This is a genomic window from Klebsiella grimontii (genome assembly GCF_900200035.1).
GTDB classification, from domain to species: Bacteria; Pseudomonadota; Gammaproteobacteria; order Enterobacterales; family Enterobacteriaceae; genus Klebsiella; species Klebsiella grimontii.
Window position 1 is genome coordinate 542,068 of sequence record NZ_FZTC01000019.1, and the last position, 14,802, is coordinate 556,869.

14 protein-coding genes and 1 pseudogene are annotated in these 14,802 nt (G+C 56.7%); 8 read left to right on the top strand and 7 right to left on the bottom strand.

What is annotated here, in order from left to right; all coding sequences use genetic code 11:
• Positions 1–163: 163 nt before the first annotated feature.
• The 4 genes from KOSB73_RS17335 to KOSB73_RS17350 all read right to left on the bottom strand — a co-directional run bounded on the left by KOSB73_RS17335 (position 164) and on the right by KOSB73_RS17350 (position 4,367).
• Positions 164–1,540, bottom strand: a complete 1,377-nt coding sequence (locus tag KOSB73_RS17335; RefSeq protein WP_098140741.1) for an MFS transporter — start codon at positions 1,538–1,540, stop codon at positions 164–166.
• Positions 1,541–1,586: 46 nt separating this feature from the next.
• On the bottom strand, positions 1,587–2,603 hold the full coding sequence (locus tag KOSB73_RS17340) for a Zn-dependent oxidoreductase (protein ID WP_024358039.1): 1,017 nt from the start codon (positions 2,601–2,603) through the stop codon (positions 1,587–1,589).
• Between the two features lie 14 nt (positions 2,604–2,617).
• Positions 2,618–3,832 carry a starvation-sensing protein RspA gene (rspA, locus tag KOSB73_RS17345; RefSeq protein WP_098140742.1) on the bottom strand — a complete coding sequence of 405 codons (1,215 nt, stop codon included), beginning with the start codon at positions 3,830–3,832 and terminating at the stop codon, positions 2,618–2,620.
• 208 nt (positions 3,833–4,040) lie between these two features.
• Positions 4,041–4,367: a YnfA family protein gene (locus KOSB73_RS17350; RefSeq protein WP_098140743.1), complete on the bottom strand. Its 327-nt coding sequence runs from the start codon at positions 4,365–4,367 to the stop codon at positions 4,041–4,043.
• Between the two features lie 136 nt (positions 4,368–4,503).
• Here KOSB73_RS17350 and KOSB73_RS17355 point away from each other — a divergent pair, with 136 nt between their 5' ends.
• Entirely contained in the window at positions 4,504–4,845 is a 342-nt protein-coding gene (locus KOSB73_RS17355) for a DUF1283 family protein (protein ID WP_004135642.1), read from the top strand.
• 60 nt (positions 4,846–4,905) lie between these two features.
• Positions 4,906–5,466: a spermidine N1-acetyltransferase gene (gene speG / locus KOSB73_RS17360; RefSeq protein ID WP_024358037.1), complete on the top strand. Its 561-nt coding sequence runs from the start codon at positions 4,906–4,908 to the stop codon at positions 5,464–5,466.
• Here the strand turns inward: speG and KOSB73_RS17365 are convergent.
• Positions 5,460–6,170, bottom strand: coding sequence for a YnfC family lipoprotein (locus tag KOSB73_RS17365; protein WP_098140744.1), 711 nt, complete (start codon positions 6,168–6,170; stop codon positions 5,460–5,462). The two genes, speG and KOSB73_RS17365, sit on opposite strands and share 7 nt — an antisense overlap.
• A 102-nt stretch (positions 6,171–6,272) precedes the next feature.
• On the opposite strand from KOSB73_RS17365, the gene KOSB73_RS17370 reads away from it, so the two are divergent.
• The 6 genes and pseudogenes from KOSB73_RS17370 to clcB all read left to right on the top strand — a co-directional run bounded on the left by KOSB73_RS17370 (position 6,273) and on the right by clcB (position 12,679).
• On the top strand, positions 6,273–6,524 hold the full coding sequence (locus tag KOSB73_RS17370) for a DUF1161 domain-containing protein (RefSeq protein WP_004135639.1): 252 nt from the start codon (positions 6,273–6,275) through the stop codon (positions 6,522–6,524).
• Between the two features lie 148 nt (positions 6,525–6,672).
• Positions 6,673–9,107 (top strand): annotated as a pseudogene (gene ynfE, locus KOSB73_RS17375) (selenate/tellurate reductase subunit YnfE).
• Positions 9,108–9,117: 10 nt separating this feature from the next.
• Entirely contained in the window at positions 9,118–9,735 is a 618-nt protein-coding gene (locus tag KOSB73_RS17380) for a DMSO/selenate family reductase complex B subunit (RefSeq protein WP_049103351.1), read from the top strand.
• 1 nt (position 9,736) lies between these two features.
• On the top strand, positions 9,737–10,594 hold the full coding sequence (locus tag KOSB73_RS17385) for a DmsC/YnfH family molybdoenzyme membrane anchor subunit (protein ID WP_098140745.1): 858 nt from the start codon (positions 9,737–9,739) through the stop codon (positions 10,592–10,594).
• A gap of 41 nt (positions 10,595–10,635) precedes the next feature.
• Positions 10,636–11,244, top strand: coding sequence for a Tat proofreading chaperone DmsD (gene dmsD / locus KOSB73_RS17390; RefSeq protein WP_004135636.1), 609 nt, complete (start codon positions 10,636–10,638; stop codon positions 11,242–11,244).
• Between the two features lie 139 nt (positions 11,245–11,383).
• Complete coding sequence (gene clcB, locus KOSB73_RS17395; protein ID WP_024358033.1) at positions 11,384–12,679, top strand: voltage-gated ClC-type chloride channel ClcB; 1,296 nt, start codon at positions 11,384–11,386, stop codon at positions 12,677–12,679.
• On the opposite strand, the gene bioD is transcribed toward clcB, so the two are convergent.
• On the bottom strand, positions 12,632–13,327 hold the full coding sequence (gene bioD / locus KOSB73_RS17400; protein WP_024358032.1) for a dethiobiotin synthase: 696 nt from the start codon (positions 13,325–13,327) through the stop codon (positions 12,632–12,634). The genes clcB and bioD overlap by 48 nt on opposite strands.
• A gap of 127 nt (positions 13,328–13,454) precedes the next feature.
• Positions 13,455–14,675, bottom strand: coding sequence for a sugar metabolism global transcriptional regulator Mlc (mlc, locus tag KOSB73_RS17405; protein ID WP_004135633.1), 1,221 nt, complete (start codon positions 14,673–14,675; stop codon positions 13,455–13,457).
• Positions 14,676–14,802 lie beyond the last annotated feature (127 nt).

Here is a 14,802-nt window from a genome sequence, read left to right on the forward strand (position 1 = left end):
ACGCAATTGGTATGACATCTTTGATATTCATCAACTACCATACAAGAAGCTGGATGGCTAGATTTTCGCAATAACCGCTGGCAAAAGAGGTAAAACTGCCGGGCTAAAAGCCCGGCAGTTTCCTGTTTACGGCTATCATCTTAGGGTGCGGACTTGATGCGTTTTAAATATATTGCCCGCTGCGGACACTTTTAGGCTTTGGCGCGCAGCCTGCGGCATCATTCAGCAGGCTCAGATCGCGGTCGCGGACTTCAGGCATCAGGATCGCGGAAATTAAGCCAATAATGGAATAGCACACCAGCATAATCACAATCGGCATCCAGGAACCGGTCATATTACAGAAAATACCGGCCAGCACCGGGCCAAATCCTACGGCGACGAGGCCACCCGCCTCTTTTGAAATTGCCATGCGGGTAAAGCGGTTACGCGAACCGAACATTTCCGCCATGGTGATATTTTCCAGCGCAAACAGCCCTAACACCGCAATATTATGAATGACGATCAATGACGCCATAATAGTGCTCGCGCTGTAGCTCTTATCCACAATAATCGACAGCATTGGCCAGGCCAGAATAATGGCTGAAATATTGACGATAATATACGGTATGCGACGCCCCACCTTATCTGACAGCCATCCGAGGAATGGAATGGTAATAAAGCCAATAACAGAGCTGATCATTAACGCATCGGTAGGAATTGCCTTATCAAACAGTAAGGTTTGCACCAGATAGCCCGCGAGGAACGTTTGCAATAACCCTGAATTTCCGGCCTGTCCGAAGCGCAGACCCGTCGCCAGCCAGAAGGATTTACTTTTTAGCATGGCGCTAAAGGTCCCTTCCTGCGTTGCCATCTCATTCTGTAGGCCGCTGTCTTCGCTAACCTGCTCAAAGACCGGGCTCTCTTTCAGATTAAGACGCAGCCAGATGGCAAAAATCATCACCACTGCGCTGGCCAGGAACGGGATTCGCCATCCCCACGCGACGAGCTGCTCGCGATCGAGCACGAAGAACATGACCGCCCAGATAGCCGTGGCGCTTAAGGTGCCGCAGTTGGTGCCCATCGCCACCAGCGAAGAGATAATCCCGCGCTTACCTTTCGGCGCATATTCCGCCAGCATGGTACCGGCGCCTGATATTTCTGCGCCTGCGCCAAGCCCCTGAATAATACGTAAGGTTACAAGCAACACCGGCGCTAAAATACCGACCTGAGCATAGGTTGGCAGTACGCCAATGAGGGTCGTACAGATCCCCATCATGGTGATGGTAATAAACAGGACCTTTTTGCGCCCAATACTGTCGCCCATTTTACCAAAAATAAAGGCGCCGACGATTCGCGCGATATATCCCGCGCCGTAGGTTCCCATTGCCAGAATCAAGGCCATCGCGGCGGATTGTTCCGGGAAAAATATTTCATGGAAAACCAGCGCCGCCCCGAGGGAATAGAGCTGGAAATCCATAAACTCCAGTGCAGTGCCTAACCAACCAGATACGGCTGCACGAATGAGATCGGAAGTGGTTCTCTCATTTTTTACGGTAGTCATAATGATTATCTCTAATTGTAGAATACAGAGTCCGCACCTGTTGTTATTAGCTGAAGGTTAATAAAACCTTACAGCACCGTTTCCTGTCATTTTCAAAAAGCTCCAGCGCATCGATAACCTGTTGATACGCAAATTGGTGAGTAATCAACTCCTCCGGATTAATTAAACCTTGTTCCAGCCACTTGATGACGACCGGGAATTTATTGGCGTTAAGACGCGAGGAGAAAATAGAAAGCTCTTTCCCGGTAATCCCCTGCTGCGCAACCTGGGAAGGTTCCGTGGAGAATCCCATCAATACAATTCTCGCTGCCGGGGAGGCCAGGTTGACCGCCTCCTGGAGAATAGCGGGATGACAGGCGGCATCGATAATCAGCGTCGGCAGTATCCCCTTCGCCTTCAGCGTTTCCGCCAGAGGCTCATCGCTGTTGTTAATCACCCAGTCCGCGCCGTTACGCTGCGCCATCTGCAGGCGTTCATCAATGCGATCGACAACGATAACCTGCTTAACGCGATACACCCGCTTCAGCACCTGAATCGTCGTCAGGCCCATCGGCCCGGCGCCGTAGACCAGCGCGATATCCTGGTCGGTAGGCGAAACGTGCCCGGTCACGTTAGCCGCGATGGTAAAGGGCTCAATCATCACCGCGTGGCTGTCCGAAACGTTGTCCGGAACCTGCCAGGCATTTTTCGCCGGCACCACCGCGTACTCGCTGAAGCCGCCGTCGCGATGCACACCGAGCACCACCAGCGAGGTACAGACGTTCGGCTTGCCCACCGAGCAAGGGTAGCAATGACCGCAGCTAATGACCGGATCAACGCTAACCCGCTGGCCGACGGCTTTGTCGGTCACCCCTTCACCGATGGCGTCAATGACGCCAAAAAATTCATGGCCAATGACGCGCGGGTATTTGGCAAACGGATTGTGCCCGCGATAAATATGGCTATCGGAACCGCATATTCCCGCCAGCTTAATTTTTACCCGCACTTCGCCCGCGGCAGGCTGCGGGATCGGCCGCTCTTCAATCACCAGTTCATTGGGCTGACGAATCACAATACTTTTCATTTTGGCTTCCTTTTTTACCAGTTCCACAGCGTACCGTCTTCCAGACGCGCGACCGGCAGATAAGCCGGTTCATAGGGATATTTCGCGGCCAGTTTTTCATCAAACTCGATACCCAGCCCCGGCTTTTCCCCCGGATGCATATAGCCGTTATCAAACGTCCAGCTGTGCGGGAAGACTTCCAGCATCTGTTCGGAATAGCCCATATATTCCTGGACGCCAAAATTCGGCACCCACTGGTCGAAATGCAGCGCGGCCGCCATGCAGACTGGAGACAGATCGGACGGCCCGTGCGAGCCGGTGCGTACCTGATAAAGCGAGGCAAAATCGGCGATCCGACGCATCCCCGTAATCCCGCCCGCGTGGGTAATGGTGGTGCGGATATAGTCGATCAGCTGCTCTTCAATCAGCTGTTTACAGTCCCAAATGCTGTTGAAGACTTCGCCGACGGCAATCGGCGTGACGGTATGCTGGCGAATTAACCGGAAGCACTCCTGATTCTCCGCCGGGGTCGGATCCTCCATCCAGAACAGGCGGTAATCTTCGATACTCTTGCCAAAACGCGCCGCTTCAATCGGCGTCAGGCGGTGATGCATGTCATGCAGCAGATGCTCGTTAAAGCCAAATTTTTCGCGTACGGCGGCAAACAGCTGTGGCGTAAAATCGAGATACTTCTCGGTAGACCACAGCTGCTCTTCCGGCCATTGACCTTTGGTTGCCGGTTCGTAGGCCTGGCCTTTACCTTTCGCCATCCCGTAGGTGGTCTTCATTCCCGGCACGCCGCACTGCACGCGAATCGCTTTAAACCCCATCTCTTTATGGCGAGCGTAGTCGTCCAGGACTTCATCGATGGAGTGACCCGTGGTGTGGCAGTAAACCATCACCCCTTCCCGCGAAGCCCCGCCCAGCAGTTGGTATAGCGGCATGCCTGCGGCTTTCGCCTTAATATCCCAGAGCGCCATATCGATGGCGGAAATCGCCGACATCGTGACCGGACCACGACGCCAGTAGGCGCCCTTGTAGAAAAACTGCCAGATATCCTCAATGCGATGCGCATCGCGACCAATCAGTTGCGGACAGAGGTGATCCCGCAGATAGGATGCGACGGACAGCTCGCGACCATTTAGCGTCGCGTCACCCAGACCGACAATACCGTCATCGGTGGTGACTTTAAGGGTGACGAAGTTGCGCCCCGGACAGGTGACGAAAACTTCAGCGGCAACGATCTTCATTTCTCATTCCTTACTTCTATGCGGTTAGTGGGTAAAATTAAACCATCAGACCTACTACCATACAAGTATAACGATCGAAAAAGACGCGACAGATCACACTATCTCGCCGGACAGAAAGGAGGAATAAACAGAGAACGTGAACGCGAATGCCTTACCGCACAGGGGTATGCTGGCGCCGCCTATCCCGACGCCATGCAGTAAAAAAGGTCTATGCGCGTCCCCAGCCGGCTACGATTATCAGCATGCCGCACAGCGCAACCAGCGCGCCGGCCCAATCATAGTGGCTGAGTTTGACGCCATCGATAAAGCGCAGCCACAGCAGCGCGGTGCAGACATATACCCCACCGTAAGCGGCATACACCCGTCCGCTTGCCTCCGGGTGCAGGCTCAGTAGCCAGACAAAAAGCGCCAGCGCAGCGGCGGCCAGAATCAATAGTAACGGCGTGGCCCCGCGTTTTAACCATAGCCAGGGAAGATAGCAGCCAATGATTTCGCACAGCGCGGTGGCAAAGAAAAGCAGCGTCGTTTTTAACATATAAAGCGTCGTGAGTTGAGCAAGCGTTAACGCATTCTACGCAATAATGGCCGTCGTTTACTCCGTTTTGTCGGGTATGCCGTCGAAAGGAGATGTAGTAAACTTAGTCCGAGGGAATCACTTAAAGGAAATCGTGATGAACACAACACTGAATAAACGCTGGTGCCTGACCGCTCTGCTGGCGCTGAGCGCGATGGTCTTTACCGCCTCGTCATTTGCCAAAACCGACAAGCTGGTGATTGAGTCCGGCGACAGCGCCCAGAGCCGCCAGCAGGCCGCAATGGAAAAAGAGCAGTGGAACGACACCCGCTCTTTACGCCAGAAGGTCAACACCCGTGCTGAAAAAGAGTGGGATAAAGCCGACGTGGCTTTTGACGCCCAGGATAACTGCCAGAAGAGCGCGAACGTCAACGCCTACTGGGAACCTAACACCCTGCGCTGCCTTGACCGCCGCACCGGACGCACCATTACCCCGTAATGTATGGCGCCCGCGGGCGCCACAACCTATAAAGCTCCGCAATCACTCACAGGTATTTCCATGACTGACGCATCTCACGTCAAACTCCGTCCGCTCGAGCGCGAAGACCTGCGCTTTGTCCACCAGCTCGACAACAATGCCAGCGTTATGCGTTACTGGTTTGAAGAACCCTATGAAGCCTTTGTCGAACTGTCCGACCTGTACGACAAACACATTCACGATCAGAGCGAACGCCGCTTTGTCATTGAATGCGCTGGTGAAAAGGCCGGACTGGTGGAACTGGTTGAAATCAACCATGTGCACCGCCGCGCCGAGTTTCAGATTATTATCTCGCCTGATTATCAGGGAAAAGGCCTGGCCACCCGCGCCGCAAAGCTGGCGATGGACTACGGTTTTATGGTGCTCAACCTGTATAAGCTGTACCTCATCGTCGATAAAGAAAATGAAAAAGCGATCCACATCTACCGCAAGCTCGGCTTTATGGTAGAAGGCGAGCTGATTCATGAATTCTTTATTAACGGCGAATACCGCAATACCATCCGTATGTGCCTGTTTCAGCACCAATACCTGGCCGAGCATAAAACGCCGGGCCAGACGCTGCTGAAACCTACGGCTCAATAATATTCAATGGTGCTTTTGATGGTGTAGTGCCGGGTTAGCGAAGGCTGCACGCTGTCGTCAACCACCTGAAGCTCACAGCTTACCGGGTTGTCGTGGCGGTCGTAATCGCAGGTCTGGCTGATGTTGCCCAGCGTGCGGTCATTGAAGGTGCTCACTGCGGTGTAGTCCATTTTTTTGCGCGGATCGGATGATGGCGTTGAGGCCACCGTAAAACGTTCCCCTTTGGCGGTCGTCGTTTTGCCCAGCGGGTAGCCTTCTCTGTCGTAGCGGTATGTCGCGGTGCTTTCTTTACCGCGAGCGGTGACGACGAACCCGTGCTCATCGGTTTCCCACGACACGCCCGCCAAGGGCATTTCCGCCAGCTGGCATTTGCCCTGCACCCGCAGGCGCTTTTCGTGGCTTTGCGCATCCAGGTAGTAGTTCGCGTCCAGCACCAGCGCCGCGCCGGTTTTGTTCTCCAGATCCTCAAACGCCAGCAGGTCGAAGCACCCTTCACTGGACAAACGCCCTTTGACCCACTTCACCACCTGGTCATGTTCGTCATACAGCGTCTGGCTAAACGCTTTTACCGGCCCGCGCAGCGGATCGAACTCAAATTCGTTAGAAAAGCTGGCCATTTCCGGGGTGAAGGCCTGCGGCGCGCCCTTTTCATCACAGGCGCTAAGCGCCCCAACTGCCAACAGCAGCAAAAACCGTTTTTTCACGCGCGATTCCTTTTGTGCATAGTGCAATCATATTAGCAAATACAATTGTTTACACCACTTCTGCTATGCTTAACTTTGGATAACGTTAATAAGGAGTTTATGATGAAACTATCACCCTGGCTATGTACGGCTCTGCTACTGGGTTCGACAGCTGCTTTCGCGGCGCCGGATTCCTGCGAGCGGGTAAAAAGCGATATTCAGCAGAAAATCATCAACAACGGCGTCCCGGAATCGGGCTTCAGCCTGACCATTGTCCCGAACGACCAGCCCGATCAGCCCGGCGCGCAGGTTGTCGGCCACTGCGCCAACGATACCTTTAAAATCATCTACACCCGCGACAGCGGCGCGCAGTAACCTCGCCGCATGACTGGAGAAGTCTTATCCCTCGGTTGACCAGGGATAAGATCTCTCTACTCCATTTTAAGTATGATCCCTCACTCTCCACGCCGACCTTACGCAGGCGTTGGCATTACGCCATTATAACAAAATCATGGAGTGAGCTATGTCTAACCAGGAACATACCGGCGGCCTTAGCCGTCGAACGCTAATTAAATCATCCGCCCTCGGCTCGCTGGCTCTCGCGGCCGGCGGTTTATCCCTGCCTTTCAGCCTGCGCCGCGCCGCCGCCGCTGTACAAGAAGCGACCCACGGCGAGGAACGGATCGTCTGGGGCGCCTGTTCGGTCAACTGCGGCAGCCGCTGCGCGCTGCGTTCACACGTTCGCGATGACGAAGTGGTCTGGGTCGAAACCGACAATACCGGCACGGACAGCTATGGCGATCACCAGGTGCGCGCCTGCCTGCGCGGGCGTTCTATTCGTCGTCGTATTAACCACCCCGACCGCCTCAACTACCCGATGAAACGCGTCGGCAAACGCGGGGAAGGCAAGTTCGAACGTATCAGCTGGGACGAGGCGCTGGACGCCATCGCCGCCAGCCTGAAAAACGTGGTGGCAAAATACGGCAACGAAGCGGTCTACATTAACTACTCTTCCGGGATTGTCGGCGGCAATATCACCCGCTCCTCCCCTTACGCCTCGCTGGTGGCGCGTCTGATGAACTGCTACGGCGGTTTTTTAAGCCACTACGGTACCTATAGTACGGCGCAGATTTCCTGCGCGATGCCCTATACCTACGGCAGCAATGACGGCAACAGCACCTCCGATATTGAAAACAGCAAACTGGTGGTGATGTTCGGCAATAACCCGGCGGAAACGCGCATGAGCGGCGGCGGGATCACCTACTATCTCGAACAGGCGCGCGAGCGCTCTAATGCGCGGATGATCGTTATCGATCCGCGCTATACCGACACCGCCGCCGGGCGCGAGGACGAATGGATCCCGATTCGTCCGGGTACGGATGCGGCGCTGGTGGCCGGTATCGCCTGGGTTTTGATCGACGAAAACCTGGTCGACCAGCCGTTCCTTGATACCTACTGCGTCGGCTACGACGAGAAAACGCTGCCGGAAGGGGCCCCGGCCAACGGACACTACAAAGCGTATATTCTCGGCCAGGGCGACGATGCTACCGCCAAAACGCCCCAGTGGGCGTCACGCATCACCGGCATTCCGGCGGATCGCATCATTAAGCTTGCGCGCGAAATTGGCGCCGCAAAACCGGCCTACATCTGCCAGGGGTGGGGACCGCAGCGTCAGGCTAATGGCGAACTGACCTCCCGGGCGATCGCCATGCTGCCTATTTTGACCGGTAACGTGGGGATTAACGGCGGCAACAGCGGCGCGCGCGAGTCAACTTACACCATTACCATCGAACGCATGCCGCTGCCGGAAAACCCGGTGAAAACGCAGATCTCCTGCTTCAGCTGGACCGACGCCATCGATCGCGGCGCAGAAATGACCGCGACCCGCGACGGCGTGCGCGGCAAAGAGAAGCTGGACGTGCCGATTAAATTCATCTGGAACTACGCCGGCAACACCATCATCAACCAGCACTCTGATATCAATAAACCCACGATATCCTGCAGGATGAAAGCAAGTGCGAAACGATCGTGGTTATCGACAACTTTATGACCTCATCGGCCAAATACGCCGATATTCTGCTGCCGGACCTGATGACCGTCGAGCAGGAAGATATTATTCCCAACGACTACGCCGGCAATATGGGCTATCTCATCTTTATTCAGCCGGTCACCTCCGCTAAATTCGAGCGCAAGCCGATCTACTGGATCCTCAGCGAAGTCGCAAAGCGCCTTGGCGATGATATCCACCAGAAGTTTACCGAAGGCCGTACCCAGGAGCAGTGGCTGCAGCATCTGTACGCGAAAATGCTGGCGAAAGACCCGGCGCTACCGAGCTACGACGAACTGAAAAAGATGGGGATTTATAAGCGTAAAGACCCCAACGGCCACTTTGTCGCCTATCGCGACTTCCGCAAAGACCCTGTCGCCAACCCGCTAAAAACCCCATCGGGTAAAATCGAGATCTACTCCAGCCGTCTGGCGGATATCGCCGGCAAATGGCAGTTGGAAAAGGACGAAACCATCAGTCCATTACCGGTATACGCGTCGACTTTCGAAGGCTGGGACGACCCGCTGCGCGAGAAATTCCCGCTGCAAATGTTCGGCTTCCACTATAAGGCGCGCACCCACTCCAGCTACGGCAACATCGATGTGTTACAGGCCGCCTGCCGCCAGGAGGTATGGCTTAACCCGCTGGATGCCGAGAAGCGCGGGATTAAAAATGGCGATATGGTGCGCGTATTCAACGCCCGCGGCGAACTGCGCATTCCGGCTAAGGTGACCCCGCGCATCATGCCCGGCGTATCGGCGATGGGCCAGGGCGCCTGGCATGACGCCAATATGAACGGCGATCGCATCGATCGCGGCTCCTGTATCAATACTCTCACGACGCATCGTCCTTCGCCGCTGGCGAAAGGCAATCCCCAGCACACCAATCTGGTCGAAATCGAGAAGGTTTAAGGAGTAAACCATGAGCGCTCAGTATGGATTTTTTATCGATTCCGCCCGCTGCACCGGCTGTAAGACCTGCGAGCTGGCCTGTAAGGATTATAAAAACTTAACGCCTGACGTCAGCTTTCGCCGCATTTACGAATACGCGGGCGGCGACTGGCAGGAAGATAACGGCGTGTGGAATCAAAACGTTTTCGCCTATTACCTTTCCATTGCCTGCAACCACTGCGAAGACCCGGCCTGTACTAAAGTGTGCCCCAGCGGCGCCATGCATAAGCGCGATGATGGCTTTGTGGTGGTGAACGAAGAGGTATGCATCGGCTGTCGCTACTGCCATATGGCCTGCCCGTACGGCGCGCCGCAGTACAACGCGGCGAAAGGCCACATGACCAAATGCGACGGCTGCTACGACCGTGTTGCTGACGATAAAAAGCCGATTTGCGTCGAATCCTGCCCGCTGCGGGCGCTCGACTTTGGCCCCATCGAAGAGCTGCGCGAAAAGCACGGCCAGCTTGCCGCCGTCGCGCCGCTGCCGTCCGCGCACTTCACTAAACCGAGCATTGTGATTAAACCTAACGCCAACAGCCGTCCGACGGGTGATACCACCGGCTATCTGGCCAACCCGAAGGAGGTGTAACGTGGGAAATGGATGGCATGAATGGCCGCTGGTGCTGTTTACGGTGCTGGGGCAAAGCGTTGCAGGGGCGATTATCGTCAGCGGGCTGGGCTGGCTTTCGCTGAATAACAACTCCGAAGCCCGCCAGCGCCTGGTGCGCGGCATGTTTTTTATCTGGCTGGTGATGGGGATTGGCTTTCTGGCGTCAATCATCCACCTCGGCTCGCCGCTGCGGGCGTTTAACTCGCTTAACCGGGTAGGCGCATCGGCGTTAAGTAACGAAATTGCCAGCGGCGCGCTGTTTTTCGCCGTGGGGGGTTTCTGGTGGCTGCTGACGATACTCGGCAAAATGCCGAATATGCTGGCCAAAGCCTGGCTCCTGCTCACCATGCTGCTCGGCTGCCTGTTCGTCCTTGAGATGACCCTGGTCTATCAAATTGATACCGTGCCGACCTGGTATAATGCCTACACCACCGCCGCCTTCTTTCTGACGATGGTGCTGTGCGGGCCGCTTTTCGCCGCCCTGCTGCTGCGGGTAGCCAACGTGCCTTTTAACGGCACCCTCTTCGCGTCGATGAGCGTCCTTGCGCTGCTGGCAAGCCTGGCGGTGGTCATTTTGCAGAACAGCGAACTGGCGGAGATCCGCAGCTCCGTGCAGCAGGCCAGCGCCCTGCTGCCAAACTACGGCTGGCTACAAATCCTGCGTTTAGTATTTTTGACGCTGGGCCTTGGCTGCTGGATCTGCCCGCTGGCAAGAAAGAAAAACCCGCGCATCGCCAGCCTGCTGCTCGGACTGATCCTGGTATTACTCGGCGAGTTTATCGGTCGCGGCCTGTTTTATGGCCTACATATGACCGTCGGTACGGCGATTGCTGGTTAATCAACGGGTGCCGCGGCACCCTCTGCTGTTAAGGAATAGGTATGATGCAAGCGCAAGACCGCGACGCCGTCGCACTCAGCGCCCGTACGCTGGGCGCGCTGTTTTCTTTTGCTCCGGATAGCGAGCAGGTGGCTCCGCTAATCGCGGCCCTGCGCGACGGCAGCTGGCAGAGTCAGTGGCCCTGGCCGGTCGCGGACGGCCTGGCGGCACAGTTCGCTATCGCAAGCGATGAACCGCTGGCGGAAGCCTGGCAGCGGCTGTTTATCGGCCCGTGGGCGCTGCCCGCGCCGCCGTGGGGCTCCGTCTGGCTGGACAAAGAAAGCGTGCTGTTCGGCGACTCGACGCTGGCGCTGCGCGAGTGGATGCGGGCAACCGGCATCAGCCTGTCTGAGCGCCGAGCCGAGCCGGAAGACCACTTCGGGACGCTGCTGCTGCTGGCGGCCTGGCTTTGTGAATCCGCTCAGGATGAGGCATTTAACCAGCTGCTGGCCTGGCATCTTCTCCCGTGGTCGGGGCGCTTTCTGAGCGTGTTTATCGCCGGGGCGGAAAATCCTTTTTATCAGGCTCTGGGCCAGCTGGCGCAAGAGACGCTGGCGCGCTGGCAGGCGCAGCTCCCCTGCGCGGTCGCCGATAAACCGCTCTACCGTTAACCCCTGACGCTATGCCCGCCCGGCGGGCATAGCCTATCGGTGACAACGTCACTTTCTGCCGTTTTCGCACTTATCGCTTTTGCGTCTATGCTTATACCCGGTAAAAATAAGCCATGTCCCCCGCTAATCGTATTCGCTGATGCATCGTCTTCACGCTTATCCTGATATTCAGGTTATGTTTCGCCGCCTGCTGATTGCCATGCTGGTCGGCGTCTTCGCCGCGCTCGCGGTTGCCCTGTTTCGCCACGCGATGGCCGGTCTGGAAAGCCTGTTTCTGAGCAATGACAGCGGAAGCCTGGTCAACGCCGCCGAGTCGATGGCCGGATGGCGTCGGTTATTGACGCCCGCGCTCGGCGGTTTTGCGGCTGGCGCCCTGCTCTGGCTCTGGCAGCGGCGCACCAGTGCACGACCCCATGCGCCAACCGACTATATGGAAGCCCTCGAGACCGGCGACGGCGTGTTTGATACGCCCGCCAGCCTGGTAAAATCGCTGGCTTCCCTGCTGGTGGTGACCACCGGCAGCGCCATAGGCCGCGAGGGAGCGATGATCCTGCTGGCCGCGCTGGCCGCGTCGCTGTTCGCCCGCTGCTTTACGCCCAAAGACGAGTGGAAGCTGTGGGTAGCCTGCGGCGCCGCCGCCGGGATGGCCAGCGCCTACCACGCTCCGCTGGCCGGAAGCCTGTTTATCGCCGAGATCTTATTCGGCACCCTGATGCTGGCGTCGCTAGGCCCGGTCGTGATTGCCGCGGTGGTCGCCCTGCTGCTGACCAATCTGCTGAACGGCGGTTCGGCCCCGCTGTATCACGTTGAATTGCACGAAACCCTGCGCGCGACGCACTATGCGCTGATGCTGGCGACGGCTCTGCTGGCCGGGCTTTGCGGGCCGCTGTTTATCTGGCTGATGGGCTATAGCCATGGCTGCTTTGTCCGGCTGCGCCTGTCGCCCCCCTGGCAGCTGGCGCTCGGCGGTCTCATTGTCGGGCTGCTGTCGCTGATCGCGCCAGCCGTCTGGGGGAATGGCTATAGCGTTGTCCAGAGCTATCTCCTGTCGCCGCCGCTGTTCAGCGCAATACTTACGGTGTTTGTCTGCAAGCTGCTTGCGGTACTCGCCAGCAGCGGCTCCGGGGCGCCGGGCGGCGTATTTACGCCAACGCTATTTATTGGGCTGGGGATCGGTATGCTGTTCGCCAGCCTGACCGGGCTGTGGCTGCCTGATGGCCAGGCGATCGCAATAGTGATTGGCTTAACCGGTATGGCGGCGTTTCTGGCGGCCACCACCCATGCGCCGATTATGTCAACGCTGATGATTTGTGAAATGACCGGACAGTACGTTTTACTGCCCGGTTTACTGATTGCCAGCGTGCTGGCATCGGTGCTATCGCGGACGCTACGCCGAGATTCTATCTACCGCCATCATCTCGCCGAGCATCGATAAGTCGATATACTGGCTTAGTTCGCGCTGTTCCGCGCGCGGCAAGTAAGGCAGTTCACCGATAAGCGGGGCCGGCAGCTTTTTGCTCAGCACGTCGATGATTTCAGCATAATGCGCCAGGCCCGGATTAATGCGGTTGGCCACCCAGCCGATAAGCGGCAGGCCGTCGTTAGCAATCGCCTGCGCGGTCAGCAGGGCGTGGTTGATACAGCCTTCCTGAATCCCCACCACCATGAGCACCGGCAGCTGTTCCTGCACTACCCATTCCGAAAGCGGACGCAGGTCGTTCATCAGGCTGCGCCAGCCGCCGGTACCTTCAACCACTACATGCTCAACCTGGCCGCTGAGGCGCAGGAGGCCATCCGACAGCAGGCCGTAGTTGATCGGGCAACTGTGCGCCACGCTGCTTTCATCTTCGCTTAACGCGATGGGATTGACAGCTTCATACGGTAACACCAGCGATGACACGCTCTGTAAGACCAGCGCATCTTTGTTCCGCAGTCCGTCCGGCGTCTCTTTACTGCCCTTCGCCACAGGCTTGTATCCGGCGACGCTTTTGCCGCAGGCAGCCAGTGCCTGCAACAGCGCACGGGAAACCACCGTCTTGCCGACGGCAGTGTCAGTACCTGTTATGAAGAAACGCTTAAACATCACTAACCCCACAGTTATGTTGATGAAATATACGGGAGAGAAATAATCAACTGTGGAAAAAGTCTACGCGATGCCGCCGGAAGCCAGCTTGAGATAGCGCAATTTTTGGTGTGAATATGAAAAAATGTTAACCCTGTAACAGTCGTATCAGCAACGATCCGTTATAGAGGGCATCCTTAACCAGGGCCGCGCCAGCCATCGTTCCCCGGTTAGAAAACTGGGTGCTTTCCACGGCAATATGTCGGCTATAGGCCGGTAACGATTGTTGTCGAATACAATCAGATATTGCCGGAAACAGAATATCCGCGGCCAGGTTGAAGGGGGAGCCGATAAGAATTTTTTGCGGGTTAAAAAGGTTAACCATAATCGCCAGAATCCGCCCGACGTGGTTCCCGACGCCGCTGATAATGTCCCGCGCCAGCAAATCCCCCTGCAGCGCGGCCTGACATAGCCATTCAACGCTCAGCGGCTGCTGGTGCAGCATCGAGCTCATCGACTTCGCCATGCGGATCTGCGCCAGCTCCAGCACGCTCTCCACGCTGGCGATCGTTTCCAGACAGCCATGGTTGCCGCAATAGCAGCGTTTCCCATACGGGTCGACCTGGGTGTGGCCGATCTCGACCAGGCTACTGCTGCCCGCGTGCAATAGACGGCCGTCGGTGATCACCCCCGCGCCGACGTTATGGTCTATCACCACCTGAATGACATCCCGCGCGCCTCTCGAGGCGCCAAACAGCGATTCGGCCATGGTCCAGGCGCTGATATCGTGCTGAATATAGACCGATACGCCGGTATGGTTGGCTAAGATCTCGCCCAGCGGCATATCCTTAACGTCTTCATAAAAAGGCATCCGGTGGATGATACCGTGCTCGGTGTCGATGATCCCCGGCATGGTGACCGCGATGGCGGTTAATCGCTCCAGCTTCTTTTGGTGACGAATAAAGAACTGGTCAACATGATCGAGTAGCCGGGTCGCAAAGGGCTGAACGTGCTGTAACGCCAGTTCAAGCTGCTCTTCCACCACCAGCGCGCTGCTTAAATCCCGCAGCGCGAGGTGGAGCTCGCCGCGGCTGATGCGGATAGAGAGATAGTGCCAGGCTTCCGTTTCCACCATTAGGCCAACGGCAGGCCTTCCCCGGCTACCCGGCTCCTGGATTTCCGTCTCCTGGACCAGATGCGCTTCCAGCATTTCACGGACGATCTTGGTGATGCTGGCAGGCGCCAGCTGCGCGAAGCGCGAGAGGTCGATGCGCGACACCGGGCCAAGCTGATCAATGAGGCGATAAACCGCGCCCGCGTTGGTCTGCTTAATTTGATCGATATGGCCTGGCTGACTGTCCGCTACCACCGTTGACTCCCTTTATTTTCGCGCTTCGAAATAAACTGACGGCTATGGTGAAGCACTTCAACGGTAATCGTCAAATTTTTGCTTAGCCTTGTGATTTACCGCACATTTTTAGCCGTTATTTGTCCTA